Source organism: Massilia sp. Bi118, from assembly GCF_918697865.1.
GTDB lineage: Bacteria > Pseudomonadota > Gammaproteobacteria > Burkholderiales > Burkholderiaceae_D > Telluria.
In genome coordinates this window covers 152,838-167,422 of the sequence record NZ_CAKKMV010000010.1, presented here as the reverse complement: position 1 = coordinate 167,422, position 14,585 = coordinate 152,838, and the positions used below count along the sequence as shown (strand labels likewise).

Below are 14,585 nucleotides of genomic sequence, written 5' to 3'. Positions count from 1 at the left end.
GTAAGGAACGATGAGCTTGTCGATGTACACCGCTTCGGTGCCGGTCTTCCGGCAGATCCTGGGCAGCCTTTCCGCGATCCTGGACAAGGCCGAATCCCACGCCGACCTGAAGAAGATCGAACCGGACGCCCTGCTGAAGGCGCGCCTGTTCCCGGACATGTTCCCGCTGCTGCGCCAGGTGCAGGTGGCGGCCGATTTCGCCAAGGGCACGGTGGCGCGCCTGGGCGGCGTCGAGGTGCCGCGCTACGAGGACAGCGAAACCGACTTTGCCGGCCTGCGCGAGCGCATCGCAAAGACCCTGGCCTTCATCGACAGCGTGCCGCGCGAAGCCATCGAGGATGGCGAGAAGCGCGAGATCACGGTCGGCAGCGGGGACAAGCAGCGCCAGTTCAGCAACGGCCAGACGTATTTGTTCCACTACTCGCTGCCGAACTTCTACTTCCACGCGACCACGGCCTACGACATCCTGCGCAATAACGGCGTCGAAATTGGCAAGCGCGATTTCGTAGGCAGCTTCTGATAAATCAAACCGGGGTCAGACCCCGATTTTTGGAAAGATCCGCTTAGATATTTCCAAATTTTGGGGTCTGACCCCGATTTGAGATTTATCAGGTATTGCGGCGCGGGTAACCCTGGGACAGGATGCGCTGCCAGACGACTTCCTTCTGCTCGGCCGTCATCGATACCCAATGCGCCACTTCGACCACGGTGCGGCCGCAGCCGCGGCAGATTTCGTCGAAGGTGGTCGAGCAGACCGCCACGCAGGGCGTGTCCGGGCGTTCCGGGAAGGGTGCGCCCATGGGATCAGCGGGCCGGTCCGACATCGAGCTTGTCCCAGCCTTCGTGGCCGAGCCCTTCCATCGTCTCGATATTCTTCTCGAAGATGGCCTCGGCTTCCGGAAAGGCTTCCACGGCCCGGTCGATGCTCTCTTCGCGCAGCAGCTGCAGGATCGGGTAAGGCGCGCGGTTGGTGTAGTTCGAGATATCGTTCTGGTCGGTATCCGCGAACTGGTAATCCGGGTGGAAACTCGCCACCTGCAACTCGCCGTCCAGGCTCATGTCCTCGACGGCGGCGTCCGCCACGTCCAGGAATTCGTTGAAGTCCAAAAAGTCATTTAACACGAACGGATGGATCAGCAGGGTCGTGTCGGTCGTTTCCGGATCGGTGTCGGCCAGGTCCTGCAGCTCGTTCATCAGGGTTTCCAGCAGCTCTTCCGGGGTGCGCGCCGGCGAGACCACATAGCGTACCTGCTCCTTCACATACACCGCCTTGGCGAACGGACAAAGGTTCAGGCCGATGACGGCGCGTTCCAGCCAGCGGCGGGTGGCGGCGATGATTTCGTCATCGTCGGCATTGAGGTTGGCAGTGCTCATGATCTTTCCAATATTGCAAAAAACGCGGTACGCAGAGCTGGCATTGTACGCGCACTTTGCGTGCCCTCATAGATCGACTGGCAAGCCGGTGTAACTTGGCAAGCATAGCCGTCGGCTCTGGTATTAGTTTTTCGATATGGGTTTTGACTTGTCGAAACGATCACGAAACGCCTTGCCTGTTCACTTTCTTTCCTAACATACCCCCCAGGGGTATCAGGTTTTACAAGCGCTTAATCAGCTATGAAAACGCGTATGACAGCTTCGGATACCCATCAAAAAATTGTCAAAGCACAAGCATGCGTTATCAAAATGAGTAGCCAAGAAAATTTGTAACCGTGCCGACATATTTCTTGACTGACGCGATAACTGGTCCGTACACTCCCCCCTTACTCGTCAGTCCTAACCGTTCCTGGACGCAACACTGGAAAGCTATGTACGAAACGACTCGCACCACCAAAGCCCTGGCCCTCGCGATCCTGCTGGCTCCCGCGATCAGCCTCGCCGCCGAAAGTTCTTCGAGCACGATCTCGCAAAGCAACACCAGCGTCAGCGCCGCAGCGCTTGCCAAAACGGCATCCCTGGGCGCCGTCAAGGGCGACGATTACAAGGACCCCGACCTGTGGGGCCGCATCCGCAGCGGTTACGCCATTCCCGATGTCGACAACAACCTGGTTGCCAAGCATGTGCAGTGGTATTCCAGCCGTCCGGAATACCTGGCGCGCACCTCGGGCCGCGCCTCGCTCTACCTCTACCACGTGGTGCAGGAACTGGAAAAGCGCGGCATGCCGACCGAACTGGCGCTGCTGCCGGTGATCGAATCCGCTTTCAATCCGCAAGCCCTGTCGACCGCCGATGCGTCCGGCCTGTGGCAGTTCGTGCCGGGCACGGGCAAGGATTTCAACCTCAAGCAGAACATGTTCAAGGACGAGCGGCGCGGCGTGCTGGCCTCGACCGACGCCGCCCTGACCTATCTGCAGCGCCTGTACACCATGTTCGGCGACTGGCAGCTGGCCCTGGCCGCGTATAACTGGGGCGAAGGCAACGTCCAGAAGGCGATCCAGAAGAACCGCGCCGCCGGCAAGCCGACCGACTTCGAAAGCCTGGCCGAGCTGATGCCGGCCGAGACCCGCAACTACGTGCCGAAGCTGCAGGCGGTCAAGAACATCATCGCGAATCCGGGCCAGTACGGCGTCATCCTGCCGGTCATCGACAACCAGCCCTACTTCACCACCGTCGACAAGACCTCGGACATCGACCTGGCCGTGGCCGCCCAGCTCGCCGAGATGTCGATCGACGAATTCAAGGCGCTGAATCCGCAGTTCAAGAAGCCGGTCATTACCGGCGAATCGACCAAGATCCTGCTGCCGAAAGAGAACGCCGAGAAGTTCCACCTGAACCTGGCACAATGGGGCCACGCACTGTCGTCCTGGACCACGCACAAGATCACCGGCGCCAAGGAAACGATCGCCTCGCTGGCATCGAAGTTCGGCACCACGCCGGACGTGATCCGCCAGGCCAACAACATCCCGCCGCAGATGCGCCTGAAAGCCGGTTCGACCATCCTGGTGCCGAAGACCAGCACCTCGACCGCCTCGGACATCGCCGAGAGCATCATCGAGAACGCCTCGATCGCGCTGGAAGCCGACCGCGGCAGCAGCAAGGGCCGCAAGCTGACCGGCGCCCAGCGCATCAAGGCCACCGTGGCCGAGCTCAAGAACCGCGTCACGGGCGGCAGCAAGCCGTCGGCACGCGTCAACGGCCGCAAGCATCGCTAAGCCTCCACCGCAGCCGCAACGCTGCTGCGGTGCGGTAATTGCACCTCCGCCAGCCGGCCTGCACTTTACGAGCAGGCCGTGCACGCTTTCCGAAACTACTGTATAGTGTCGTTTGTGCGCTGCAAAACGCGTTAGCGATCCAGTCGCCGCGGCAGCCCATTTGATGTAAATCAGCAGTACAACTAGCAGCTTCGCAAGCCCTGGTATCTCCGAGGATACCCTTTCATAAAGCCCTCCCGCCCTGCGTGCCGTCTTCATTGGCACCGTCCCGGCGCAAAGCTTTTGTGCCGAAATTTCTTTCGTTTCCGAGTCATTTCGTTTTGTTGGTTCGCGTTGCTATTTTGCGTTTCCGCAATTATGCGTAAACGCCCACAGATCTATCGAAAGTACACCAAACAATGAGTTTTGAAGCACTAGGCTTACACACGTCCATCGTCAAAGCAGTGTCGGTTGCCGGCTACGAAAAGCCGACCCCGGTGCAGGAGCAGGCTGTACCCGCAGGTATCGCAGGCCGCGATCTGCTGGTATCGTCGCAAACCGGTTCGGGCAAGACCGCGGCATTCATGCTGCCGGCCCTGAACAAATTCGCCAACCAGGAAGCTGCCCCGGCTCCGCGCACCCCGGCGCAGAACGCGCAGTCGGCGCGCGCCCGCGGCGAGCGCGTCCGTTTCACCCCGGCCCAGCCGAAAATGCTGGTGCTGACCCCGACCCGCGAGCTGGCCCTGCAGGTCACCAGCGCCACCGAGCAGTACACCGCCTTCATGCGCCGCATCCGCGCCGTGTCGATCCTGGGCGGCATGCCTTACCCGAAGCAGATGCAACTGCTGGCCAAGAATCCTGAAATCCTGGTCGCGACCCCGGGCCGCCTGATCGACCACATGGAGTCGGGCAAGATCGACTTCTCCCAGCTCGAGATCCTGGTGCTGGACGAAGCCGACCGCATGCTGGACATGGGTTTCATCGAAGACATCGAGAAGATCGTCGCCGCGACCCCGGATTCGCGCCAGACCATGCTGTTCTCGGCCACCCTGGACGGCGTGGTCGGCAACATGGCGCGCCGCATCACCAAGGACCCGCTGACGATCCAGATCGCCTCGGGCACCAAGCGCCACGAAAACATCACCCAGAAGGTGCACTTCGTCGACGACCTGTCGCACAAGAACCGCCTGCTGGACCACCTGCTGCGCGACGAAACGCTGGACCAGGCCGTGGTCTTCACCGCCACCAAGCGTGACGCCGACATGATCGCCGACCGCCTGAACATCGCCGGTTTCGCGGCCGCCGCCCTGCACGGCGACATGCACCAGGGCGCGCGCAACCGCACCCTGGACAGCATGCGCCGCGGCCAGGTGAAAGTGCTGGTTGCCACCGACGTCGCCGCGCGCGGCATCGACGTGCCGACCATCACCCACGTGGTGAACTACGATCTGCCGAAGTTCCCGGAAGATTACGTGCACCGCATCGGCCGTACCGGCCGCGCCGGCCGCAACGGCATCGCCGTCTCGCTGGTGAACCACGCGGAAGGCATGAACGTCAAGCGCATCGAGCGCTTCACCAAGCAGATCATTCCGGTCGATGTGGTGGAAGGCTTCGAGCCGAAGCGTTCGGCGCCGGCACGCAGCGGCGCCCGTCCGGGCTGGAAGCCGGGCGATGGCCGCAACGCAGGCGCCAAGCCGGGCCAGCGCAGCTTCCACAAGCCGGGCTCTGGCCCGCGTGAAGGCGGCTTCCGCAGCGAAGGCGGCTTCAATCGCGACAGCGCACCGCGCGAAGGCGGCTACAACCGCGAAGGCGGCCGTCCTGCAGCAGCAGGTGGCTACAATCGCGAAGGCGGCCCGCGCCGCGATGGCGGACCACGTGACAGCACCCCGCGCGAAGGCGGCTACCGCGGTTCGCACCCGCGTTCGGCGGACAACGCCCGCCGCACCTTCGGCGACCGTTAATCCTCCGGTCGCATGAATGAGAAAGGCTGCTTCGGCAGCCTTTTTTTATGGCGCGCAGCTACGGAAACCCACGAAGACATCGTCGCGTTCGGGCGTGAAGAAATTCCTGAACGCCGGGCTGCGGAAGCGCGCCGGGGTCGCGAACGAGGCGCCGCGCAGGACCTGGCGGCTGCCGAACCAGGGCGCCGAATACTCGAGATAGCGGTCGGGCGCGAAGCCGGCGTAGGGCAGGAAAGGCGTCGCCGTCCATTCCCACAGCCGGCCCCATTCGAAGCCTGGGTGGCTGGACGCGGCCGCGAATTCCCACTCGAGTTCCGTCGGCAGGCGCCGCCCTGCCCAGCGGCACCAGGCCTGGGCCTCGTGCAGGGTCAGGTGGCGCACCGGCGCACCCAGGACGAGCGGCTCGCGGCGGCCGAAGCGCAACTGCTGCCAGCCGTCCCTGCCCTCATCGCCGCGCCGCCAGTAGCGCGGCGCCGCCTGGCCGGAGGCCGCCAGCCACGCCTGTCCCGCCCCGCTCCACCAGCGCGCATCCTGGTAGCCGCCATCCTCGACAAAATCCAGGTAGCGCGCGTTCGGGACCAGCGAGGCATCGATCGCGAACGGCGCCACGCGGCACGCGGCAGCCTGCTTCTCGTTGTCGAACACGAAGCCGTAGGACTGCTCGCCGCCGCGCAGGAAAGCGCCGCCGGCAAAGGCGATCTCGCCTGCCGGCTGCGGCGCCGGCTGGGTGCCGGCCATCGCCGGCTGCAGCGGCAGGCCCAGGGTCTGCATCGTGTACAGCAGCGCCTCGCCGTGCATGTCTTCGTGGGCCAGCGCCAGGCGGTAGGGATAGAGCGCGGCATCCTCAATCGGCTCGCGCGCCAGCTTTTCAAGCGTGCGCGCGAGCACCTCCTCGCAATAGGTCTGGATCGCGCCCGGCGCCGGCAGGTCGAGCGCCCAGCGCGTGCGGTGCGGCACCAGGCTGGAGTCGAACCAGTCGTCGCCGCGCGCCAGCAGGCTGTGGCCGTTGGCATCGCCCGGCCGGCTGCTAGTGGCGGCGCGCAGCACGAACCATTCGGCAAACCAGGCCGTGTGCCCGAGCTCCCACAAGGGCGGATTGATGATGGGCAGACGCGGCACGCGCGCGGCATCGGCATAGCCGGCACTCGCCAGGGTGTCGAACAGCGCCAGCGTATAATGCCGCGCATCCCGCAGCATGCCTGCCAGGCGGTCGGGTCCGGCGTGCCGGAACGATGGGTCTTGTTGGTCCATGCGGACATTCTACGATCGTTTGATAATCAGTCGATGGCCCGACCCCATATTCTCATCGTCAGCCCCGCCTCCGCGCGCGAGAACAACGGCAACTGGCAAACCGCCAGCCGCTGGATGCGCCACCTGTCCGCGCATGCGCAGGTGAGGGTCGCACAGGGATGGCAGGCAGGAGAACGGGCGCCGGACCTGCTGATCGCCCTGCACGCGCGCCGCTCCGCGCCGGCGCTGGCCGCCTTCGCCGCAGCGCATCCCGAACGACCCAGCCTGCTGGTCCTGACCGGCACCGACCTGTACCGCGACATCCGCACGGATAACACCGCGCGCGCCTCGCTGGCCCACGCCACGGCCATCGTCCTGCTGCAGCCGCAGGGCCTGGACGAACTCGCACCTTCAGTGCGCGCGAAGGCCCACGTGATCTACCAGTCGGCCCCTCCGCTACGGCCCGCGCGCCCGCGAGCGGCCAGCTGCGACATCGCCATGATCGGCCACCTGCGCGAGGAAAAAGACCCGCTCACCTTCATGCGCGCGGCCGCGCTGGTAACGCGTCCCGAAGTGCGCCTGCTGCACGTGGGCGGCGCCCTCGACCCGGCCCTCGGCGAGGCCGCACGCAAGACGCAGGAAAGCACGCCGCGCTATCGCTGGCTCGGCGCCCTGTCCCATATGCCGGCCCGGCGCCTGTTGCGGCGCTGCCGTGCGATGGCGATCTGCTCGCGCATGGAAGGCGGCGCCAACGTGATCATCGAGGCGGTAATGAGCGGCGTGCCGGTGCTGGCATCCGATATCGGCGGCAACTGCGGCATGCTGGGCGAGGACTACGCAGGCTTCTTCCCGCCCGGCGACGCCGCTGCCCTGGCGCGGCTGATCGACCGCATCGCCGCCGATGAGCGCTTCCGCAAAACCCTGCTGCGCCAGTGCGCCGCGCGGCGCCGGCTGTTCGCACCGGGCCGGGAGCGAGCAATGCTGCTCGACCTGATAGATAATCTACTTTTAAGCAATCCCTGAAGAGACTTCCATGACCACTCCAGAACCAGCCATCAAACTGACCTCCTTCTCGCACGGCGGCGGCTGCGGCTGCAAGATCGCCCCCGGCGTGCTGTCCGAGATCCTCAAGAAGTCGACCGGCTTCCCGGTGCCGAAAGAACTGATGGTCGGGATCGAGACCGCCGACGACGCCGCCGTCTACAAGCTGAACGACGAGCAGGCGCTGATCGCCACCACCGACTTCTTCATGCCCATCGTCGACGATCCCTTCGACTTCGGCCGCATCGCCGCCACCAATGCCATCTCCGACGTCTACGCGATGGGCGGCACGCCGATCATGGCGCTGGCCCTGGTCGGCATGCCGGTGAATAAGCTGCCGCTGGAGACGATCGGCAAGATCATCCAGGGCGGCGAATCGATCTGCTTTGACGCCGGCATCCCGATCGCCGGCGGCCACACGATCGACTCGGTCGAACCGATCTACGGCCTGGTGGTGATGGGCCTGGTGCATCCCTCGAAGGTCAAGCGCAATGCGGACGCGCGCGCGGGCGACGTCCTGGTGCTCGGCAAGCCGCTGGGCGTGGGCGTGCTGTCGGCGGCGCTGAAGAAGGACAAGCTGGATGCCGAAGGCTATGCGGCCATGATCGCCAACACGACCAAGTTGAACAAGCCGGGCAAGGCGCTGGCCGAGCTGGCCGGCGTGCACGCGATGACCGACGTCACCGGCTTCGGCCTGCTGGGCCACCTGCTGGAACTGGCGCGCGGCGCCAGCTTGAGCGCGCAGCTGGACATGGCGACCATTCCGCTGCTGCCGGGCGTCGAACAGCTGGCCCACGACGGCTACTTTACCGGCGCATCAAGCCGCAACTGGGACGCCTACGGCATGGACGTGGACCTCGGCGCGAATGTGAGCGACACCCAGCGCGTGCTGCTGACCGACCCGCAGACCTCCGGCGGCCTGCTGGTGTCCTGCGACCCTGGCAGCGTAGCCGAGGTGCTGGCGCTGTTCGCGCGCGAAGGCTTCGGCCACGCCGCCGTGATCGGCCGCATGGCGGCAGGCGATGCGCGCGTCAAAGTCGAATAAGCACCGCTAAACGCTGAAGAGCCCCGCGTCCTTTTCCGGATGCGTGGCGTCGGGATCGATGCTCAGCACGATCCCGTCCGCGCCCACGATCCGCGCCGGCAGCATCTGGATGATGTCGTACAGCTTCTGCTCGGCGTAGCGCCGCGAGCCGGCAAAGCCCGACGATTGCGACAGCCAGCTCAGCGCCGCCATCTCGCGCTCGAGCAAGGCGCCGCAGCACAATCCCGACCCGTAGACCCCGACCCGGTAGGACGGCGCGCCTTCGTTGGCCACGTAGAGCGCCGCATGCACGCCGGTGAAGTAATTGCTGATGCCGCCGTCGATGTCGGCCTGGGTCGGATCGTAGTCGACCGCAAAATAGATGGCCGAGCCGAAGGGCTGGCCTATGCTTTCGCGCGCCATGCGGAAGGCCTGGGCGCCGTCCGCCAGGCCCTGGGCCCGCGTGAAGTAGGCGGCGTGGGTGCCGGTGGTCTCCCACACCACGCCCATCTTCAGGCCGGCCTGCGACAGGGCTCTGGCCTCGCCCAGCGACAGGTTCTTGGCCGCGTTGTTGCTGTAGTAGCGCATCGCGAAGTCATAGCCCTGGGACCTCAAGGCCTCGGCGTGGCGCGTCAGCTCGACGGTCGTGTCCAGCCCTCTCAGCGCGCTCATGCCCTTTCCTCCTGCTTGGGCTCGCGCACCCGCACCGGCACGCTCAGGGACAGCAGGATGCGCGCAAGTGCGAGCACAACCAGCACCGTCGCAACCAGCGCTAGGGGCATCGGCAGCTCGAAGATCGAATCCTGGCTCATCACATCTCCCGCTCAGGTTTTTGTCGCGCCCGTTTGCCGCGGCGCAAGCGTGTACTCTGCCATCGCCGAGGCGCACAGACTTGATCAACCACAACAATCTTTTGAGAAAACCTGTCGCAGGCACCAAACGCGAGCGCAACAAACGCTTGACACACCAAACAAAATTCACTTAGAGTGAAGAAATGTTCTCTCAACTGCCTCTGTCGACCCTCCTACTGCTGACCGGCGCCCTAGCGCCGGCAGGCCTGCTACTACGCGCGTAATCCACGCGCCGTACCCGCCCGGCACCCTGCCGGAACCCGCAGCCCCAGGAAAGTTGAACAGATGTTTGCCACCGCCTTCACCAGCCTCAGTTTCATCACCATCGCCGGAATCCTCCTGTCGGCCGCCGGCGAGCGCGCGCTGCTGCTATCGCTACCGATCGGTTGCCGGGCCTAGCGTTTCGTGGCCCGTCCGGCAGCCCACGCCACACCGTGCTTACCGAATTTACCATCAGGAGTTCCGCCATGTTGACCAATCCCGCCGCCAAGTACCGTCCCTTCCCCGCCGTCCCGCTGCTTGATCGCCAGTGGCCGAGCCGCAGCATCACCCAGCCGCCGATCTGGATGAGCACCGACCTGCGCGACGGCAACCAGGCCCTGATCGAGCCGATGAGCCCCGAGAAGAAGCTGCGCTTTTTCGAAAAGCTGGTGCAGATCGGCGTGAAGGAAATCGAAGTCGGCTTCCCGTCCGCCTCGCAGACCGATTTCGACTTCGTGCGCATGCTGGTCGAAGAAAATCGCATCCCGGACGACGTCACCATCATCGTGCTGACCCAGGCGCGCGATGAGCTGATCCGCCGCACCGTCGAGTCCTGCATCGGCGCGAAGCAAGCCATCGTCCACGTCTACAATTCGGTGGCGCCGGTGTTCCGCCGCGTGGTGTTCGGCATGGGCCAGGACGAGATCATGCAGATCGCCGTGAACGGCACCCGCCTGATCAAGGAGCTGGTGGCCCAGCACCCCGAAACCAAGTGGGGCCTCGAGTATTCGCCGGAATCCTTCTCGACCACCGAACTGGATTTCAGCAAGCGCATCGTCGACGCCGTCAGCGAAACCTGGCAGCCGACCCCGCAGAACAAGCTGATCGTCAACCTGCCCTCCACCGTCGAGGCCAGCACGCCGAACGTCTACGCCGACCAGATCGAATGGATGTCGCGCCACCTCGAGCGCCGCGACAGCCTGGTCATCAGCGTCCACCCGCACAATGACCGCGGCACCGCCGTCGCCGCCGCCGAGCTGGCCGTGATGGCCGGCGCCGACCGCGTCGAAGGCTGCCTGTTCGGCAATGGCGAACGCACCGGCAACGTCGACCTGGTGACCCTCGCATTGAACCTCTACACCCAGGGCGTGCATCCGGGCCTGGACTTCTCGGACATCGACTCGGTACGCCAGCTGGTCGAGGAGTGCAACCAGATTCCGGTCCATCCACGCCATCCCTACGTGGGCGACCTCGTGTTCACCGCCTTCTCCGGCTCGCACCAGGATGCGATCAAGAAGGGCTTCGCGGTGCAGAAGAGCGACGCGCTGTGGGAAGTGCCCTACTTGCCGATCGATCCGGCGGACCTGGGCCGCAGCTACGACGCCGTCATCCGCGTCAACAGCCAGTCCGGCAAGGGCGGCATGGCCTACCTGCTCGAGCAGGAATACGGCCTCGAACTGCCGCGGCGTCTGCAAATCGAGTTTTCGCGCGTGGTCCAGCGCCACGCCGACGCCAGCGGCCGCGAAGTCGCCGCCAGCGACATCCACGCCCTGTTCGCCCGCGAGTACTTCGAGCAGGACAGCCCGTCCTACCGCTACGTCTCGCACCGCATGGCCGAGGACAGCGAAGGCGAACACCGCGTCGACATCGACGTCTCGGTCGAGCACGAGCGCGTGACCAGCAGCTTCCACGGCCAGGGCAACGGCCCGATCGACGCCTTCGTGGCGGCGCTCGGCCTCGATATCCGCCTGATGGACTACCACGAGCACGCGATCGGCTCGGGCGCCGACGCCAGGGCGGCCTGCTACGTCGAGCTGCGCCTCGGGAACGGCCCGACCCTGTTCGGCGCCGCCATCGACAGCAACATCCTGACCGCGTCCTTCAAGGCCGTGCTGTCGGCCGTGAACCGGCAGATCGCCATGGCCGCGCAGGTGGATCCGCAGCCGGTGGCCCGCGCGGCTTGATGGGTTCTGAAGCGACTGCCAAGCGCTTGCCGCCGCGGCTCGATCTGCAGCCGGCGGCGGTGCGCGAGCAGAAGGCCGCGCAGGTGCGCGGCGTATCCTCGATCCAGGCGATGCGCGAGGCAATCCGTGCCGCTTCGCGCGCGCTGCCGGTCATCACCGCGGTGCCCAGACTCGGCAGGCTCGATGCCACGGCCTTCCGTGCCCGCGCCGCCGAGGGTCTGCCCTTTTTGATTTCCGGCGTGGTCAGGCGCTGGCCCCTGTGCGCGCTGACGCCGTCCCAGCTGCGCGAGCGCTACGGCCAGGTGCCGGTGCGCGCACGCGTCGGCGATTACGTGGCGACGGCCTTTGCGCCGGACCGCGCGATGCGGGACATGCTGCTCCGCGAGTACCTCGACATCAGCGAATCCCCGGCGGACGACCTGCCGCCCTATGTCGGCAACCTCGAACTGCGCGAATTGAACGGCATGTGCCACTGGCCGGGCTACTTCGACAAGATGGGACCGCCGCGCTTCTGGCTGGGCCCCGCGCGCACGGTCACGCCGCTGCATTGCGACTACGACGACAATATCTTCGCCCAGATCTGGGGCAGCAAGCGCATCTTCCTGGCGCCGCCGCACCACGACGAATACCTGTACACGCGGGAAGCCAACCCGGTCCTGTTCGGATCGCCCTTCGACCCCGAAGCCCCGGACTTCGATGCCTTTCCGCTGGCGCGCCAGGCGGCCGTGGTCGATGTGGTGGTGCAGCCCGGCGACATGCTCTACGTGCCGGCCGGCTGGTATCACCAGGTAAGGGCGCTGAGCTTCTCGCTGTCCTCCAACCGCTGGGCGCGCGCCGTGCCGCTGGCCTTGCCGGGCGGCGTCTAGTCCGCCAACGACCCGGTTCCCGCAGGCTTGCGCCCCCGGCGGCGCAAATCCTTCATCATGAACGCCAGAGCGTTCAACATGACGTGAGGAAAAATGCCTTCGGAGATATCGATTATCTATGCACGTCTGCATGCACTCGGCAACAGCGCGCTCCACGTGTTGCCGAATGTCGGCATCGCGGTGGCCGTGTTCCTGCTGTTCCTGCTGGCGGCGAGCCTGACACGGCGCCTGGTGCACCATTTCAATACCGGCAAATATCACAAGAACCTCGTGATCGTCCTGGGCCGCATGAGCCAGTGGGGCCTGATCCTGCTGGGGCTCCTGTTGTCGGTCACGATCGCCTTTCCCACCTTCACCATCGGCAACCTGGTCAGCGCACTGGGCATTACCGGCATCGCCATCGGCTTCGCCTTCAAGGACATTTTCGAGAACTTCCTGGCCGGCATCCTCATCCTGATCACCGAGCCCTTCGAGATCGGCGACCAGATCGTCTTCGGCGGCTTCGAAGGCGCCATCGAAGAGATCGAAGCGCGCGCCACCAAGATGCGCACCTATGACGGCCGCATGGTCATCATCCCCAACGCCGACCTGTACAAGGGCTCCTTCATCGTCAACACCGCCTTCCCGACCCGGCGCCTGCAATACGATGTGGTCATCGGCAACGGCGACGATATCCAGGCCGCCAAGCGCCTGATGCTGGACGCGCTGAAGGAGCTGCCCGGCGTGGAAAAGGAGCCGGCGCCCGATGTGCTGCTGCTGGACTACGCCGACAACGGCGTGAAGCTGCGCATCCGCTGGTGGATCACGCCGCCACGCAAGGCCGACGCCCTGGCCCTGCAGGACCAGGTACTGGAAGCCGTGAAGGCGGCGCTGACGGCGCACGGTGTCGACCTGCCCTATCCGACCCAGCAGATCCTGTTCCACGACCAGACCGAGACCGCCGACGGCGACCGGCGCAAGCAGCGCGAAGGCTGGCCGGCCGGGAGCGGCGAGGTGCCAGGGCCGGCGCGCGAGGCCGACCGCGCCGCTGCGGCGTCCGGCGAGCGATAAGCCGCGGGCTGCAGCGCCATGCGAGACCGTCTACGCTTCCTGCTCAGCCGCCTGCGCGAACGGCTCTGGATCAAGCCTCTGGCAGCCTGCCTGCTGTCGGTGACCGGCGTGCTGCTCGCCCACCTTGCCGACCGCTCCTTCGTCGACGGCCCGGTGCCGGACGTGTCGCAGGACTCCGTCGTCCAGCTCCTGAAGATCACCGCCGCAAGCATGCTCGGCATCGCCACTTTCGCCGTTGCATCGATGGTGTCCGCCTATGCGTCGGCCGGCCAGATGGCGACCGCGCGGGCCTTTCCCCTGATCGTCGCCGACGACGTGTCGCAGAACGCCCTCTCGACCTTCATCGGCGCCTTCATTTTCAGCGTGATCGGCATCAGCGCCGCCATGAACGACTACTATGGACGCGCTGGACGTTTCACATTGTTCGTGCTGATGGTGCTGGTCCTGGTGATCGTGGTCCTGACCTTCGTGCGCTGGGTCGACCGCATCGCGCGCCTCGGCCGCGTGGGCGCCATCGTCGCCAAGGTCGAGCATGCCGCCGCCGCCGCGCTGGCACGCCGCCGCCAGGCGCCCTGGCTGGGCGGCACCGAATCGCGCGGCCCGCCCTGCGGCTCGCCCGTGTATCCGGACAAGGTCGGCTACGTGCAGCACATCGACGTCGCGCACCTGCAAAAGCAGGCGGAGAAGTTCGATGTGCGGGTGCGGGTCGATGTCCTGCCTGGCGCTTTCGTGAGTCCTGCCGGGCCGCTCTGCCACCTGGAAGCAGGGCCGGACCGCGATGGCCAGCCGGACAACAATGGCTTCGCCGAGGCCTTCACGATCGGCCCGCAACGCCAGTTCGACGACGATCCGCGCTTCGGCCTGCTGGCGCTGTCCGAGATCGCCTGCCGCGCCCTGTCACCGGGCATCAACGATCCAGGCACCGCAATTGGCGTGCTCGGCTCGCTGCATCGCCTGCTGGCTGAAATGGCCGGCGGCGAGCCCGCTGCGCAGCCCGCGTACGAGCGCGTCGCCGTTCCCGCGCTGCCGCTCGACGATCTGTTCGACGATGCCTTTTATGCGATCGCGCGCGACGGCGCCGGCACGGTCGAGGTGATGATGCGCCTGCAGCGCCATCTCGGCGACCTGGGAAAGTATGACGCGCGCATGAAGGCCTGCGCGCGTCGCCAGGCCGGCCTCGCGCTGGCCCGGGCGGAACAGGCCCTGCACTTCCCGCCCGACCTTGCGCAAATCCGTGCCCGCCATGCCGACTACTGGAGCCGGGCCTGA

14 protein-coding genes are annotated in these 14,585 nt (G+C 65.7%); 9 read left to right on the top strand and 5 right to left on the bottom strand.

All coding sequences use genetic code 11. The annotated features are described in order from the left end of the window. Positions 1–10: 10 nt before the first annotated feature. The gene (locus tag LQV39_RS16525) at positions 11–520 is read left to right on the top strand and encodes a DUF1993 family protein (RefSeq protein ID WP_230027224.1); all 510 of its coding nucleotides are present in this window, start codon (positions 11–13) and stop codon (positions 518–520) included. 88 nt (positions 521–608) lie between these two features. Here LQV39_RS16525 and LQV39_RS16520 read toward each other — a convergent pair whose 3' ends face one another. Both LQV39_RS16520 and LQV39_RS16515 read right to left on the bottom strand, forming a co-directional pair. Beyond that, a complete protein-coding gene (locus LQV39_RS16520; RefSeq protein WP_230027223.1) occupies positions 609–800 on the bottom strand; it encodes a DUF1289 domain-containing protein in 192 nt (63 codons plus the stop codon). Between the two features lie 4 nt (positions 801–804). Beyond that, positions 805–1,374, bottom strand: a complete 570-nt coding sequence (locus tag LQV39_RS16515) for a DUF1415 domain-containing protein (protein ID WP_230027222.1) — start codon at positions 1,372–1,374, stop codon at positions 805–807. Between the two features lie 431 nt (positions 1,375–1,805). Here LQV39_RS16515 and LQV39_RS16510 point away from each other — a divergent pair, with 431 nt between their 5' ends. Both LQV39_RS16510 and LQV39_RS16505 read left to right on the top strand, forming a co-directional pair. Further along, positions 1,806–3,149, top strand: a complete 1,344-nt coding sequence (locus tag LQV39_RS16510; RefSeq protein ID WP_230027221.1) for a transglycosylase SLT domain-containing protein — start codon at positions 1,806–1,808, stop codon at positions 3,147–3,149. Positions 3,150–3,547: 398 nt separating this feature from the next. Next, positions 3,548–5,089, top strand: a complete 1,542-nt coding sequence (locus LQV39_RS16505) for a DEAD/DEAH box helicase (RefSeq protein ID WP_230027220.1) — start codon at positions 3,548–3,550, stop codon at positions 5,087–5,089. A gap of 45 nt (positions 5,090–5,134) precedes the next feature. On the opposite strand, the gene senA is transcribed toward LQV39_RS16505, so the two are convergent. Continuing rightward, on the bottom strand, positions 5,135–6,340 hold the full coding sequence (gene senA, locus LQV39_RS16500; protein WP_230027219.1) for a selenoneine synthase SenA: 1,206 nt from the start codon (positions 6,338–6,340) through the stop codon (positions 5,135–5,137). Positions 6,341–6,373: 33 nt separating this feature from the next. Here senA and senB point away from each other — a divergent pair, with 33 nt between their 5' ends. Continuing rightward, a complete protein-coding gene (senB, locus tag LQV39_RS16495; RefSeq protein WP_230027218.1) occupies positions 6,374–7,342 on the top strand; it encodes a selenoneine biosynthesis selenosugar synthase SenB in 969 nt (322 codons plus the stop codon). A gap of 10 nt (positions 7,343–7,352) precedes the next feature. Further along, on the top strand, positions 7,353–8,405 hold the full coding sequence (gene selD / locus LQV39_RS16490) for a selenide, water dikinase SelD (protein ID WP_230027217.1): 1,053 nt from the start codon (positions 7,353–7,355) through the stop codon (positions 8,403–8,405). 6 nt (positions 8,406–8,411) lie between these two features. Here the strand turns inward: selD and LQV39_RS16485 are convergent, their stop codons facing one another. Then, entirely contained in the window at positions 8,412–9,056 is a 645-nt protein-coding gene (locus LQV39_RS16485; RefSeq protein WP_230027216.1) for a DUF1906 domain-containing protein, read from the bottom strand. Further along, entirely contained in the window at positions 9,053–9,196 is a 144-nt protein-coding gene (locus LQV39_RS16480; RefSeq protein ID WP_230027215.1) for a hypothetical protein, read from the bottom strand. The genes LQV39_RS16485 and LQV39_RS16480 overlap by 4 nt, the downstream gene beginning before the upstream one ends. Before the next feature lie 506 nt (positions 9,197–9,702). On the opposite strand from LQV39_RS16480, the gene leuA reads away from it, so the two are divergent. The 4 genes from leuA to LQV39_RS16460 all read left to right on the top strand — a co-directional run bounded on the left by leuA (position 9,703) and on the right by LQV39_RS16460 (position 14,585). Continuing rightward, a complete protein-coding gene (leuA, locus tag LQV39_RS16475) occupies positions 9,703–11,400 on the top strand; it encodes a 2-isopropylmalate synthase (protein ID WP_230027214.1) in 1,698 nt (565 codons plus the stop codon). Next, positions 11,400–12,266, top strand: coding sequence for a cupin-like domain-containing protein (locus LQV39_RS16470; protein ID WP_230027213.1), 867 nt, complete (start codon positions 11,400–11,402; stop codon positions 12,264–12,266). Before leuA ends, LQV39_RS16470 begins: the two co-directional genes overlap by 1 nt. Before the next feature lie 156 nt (positions 12,267–12,422). Then, on the top strand, positions 12,423–13,316 hold the full coding sequence (locus tag LQV39_RS16465) for a mechanosensitive ion channel family protein (RefSeq protein WP_230027212.1): 894 nt from the start codon (positions 12,423–12,425) through the stop codon (positions 13,314–13,316). A gap of 18 nt (positions 13,317–13,334) precedes the next feature. Further along, complete coding sequence (locus tag LQV39_RS16460; protein ID WP_230027211.1) at positions 13,335–14,585, top strand: DUF2254 domain-containing protein; 1,251 nt, start codon at positions 13,335–13,337, stop codon at positions 14,583–14,585.

Coding starts and splice junctions, on each gene's coding strand:
- LQV39_RS16525 (WP_230027224.1), top strand. CDS start 11: ATGAGCTTGTCGATGTACACCGCTTCGGTGCCGGTCTTCCGGCAGATC.
- LQV39_RS16520 (WP_230027223.1), bottom strand. CDS start 800: ATGGGCGCACCCTTCCCGGAACGCCCGGACACGCCCTGCGTGGCGGTC.
- LQV39_RS16515 (WP_230027222.1), bottom strand. CDS start 1,374: ATGAGCACTGCCAACCTCAATGCCGACGATGACGAAATCATCGCCGCC.
- LQV39_RS16510 (WP_230027221.1), top strand. CDS start 1,806: ATGTACGAAACGACTCGCACCACCAAAGCCCTGGCCCTCGCGATCCTG.
- LQV39_RS16505 (WP_230027220.1), top strand. CDS start 3,548: ATGAGTTTTGAAGCACTAGGCTTACACACGTCCATCGTCAAAGCAGTG.
- senA (WP_230027219.1), bottom strand. CDS start 6,340: ATGGACCAACAAGACCCATCGTTCCGGCACGCCGGACCCGACCGCCTG.
- senB (WP_230027218.1), top strand. CDS start 6,374: ATGGCCCGACCCCATATTCTCATCGTCAGCCCCGCCTCCGCGCGCGAG.
- selD (WP_230027217.1), top strand. CDS start 7,353: ATGACCACTCCAGAACCAGCCATCAAACTGACCTCCTTCTCGCACGGC.
- LQV39_RS16485 (WP_230027216.1), bottom strand. CDS start 9,056: ATGAGCGCGCTGAGAGGGCTGGACACGACCGTCGAGCTGACGCGCCAC.
- LQV39_RS16480 (WP_230027215.1), bottom strand. CDS start 9,196: ATGAGCCAGGATTCGATCTTCGAGCTGCCGATGCCCCTAGCGCTGGTT.
- leuA (WP_230027214.1), top strand. CDS start 9,703: ATGTTGACCAATCCCGCCGCCAAGTACCGTCCCTTCCCCGCCGTCCCG.
- LQV39_RS16470 (WP_230027213.1), top strand. CDS start 11,400: ATGGGTTCTGAAGCGACTGCCAAGCGCTTGCCGCCGCGGCTCGATCTG.
- LQV39_RS16460 (WP_230027211.1), top strand. CDS start 13,335: ATGCGAGACCGTCTACGCTTCCTGCTCAGCCGCCTGCGCGAACGGCTC.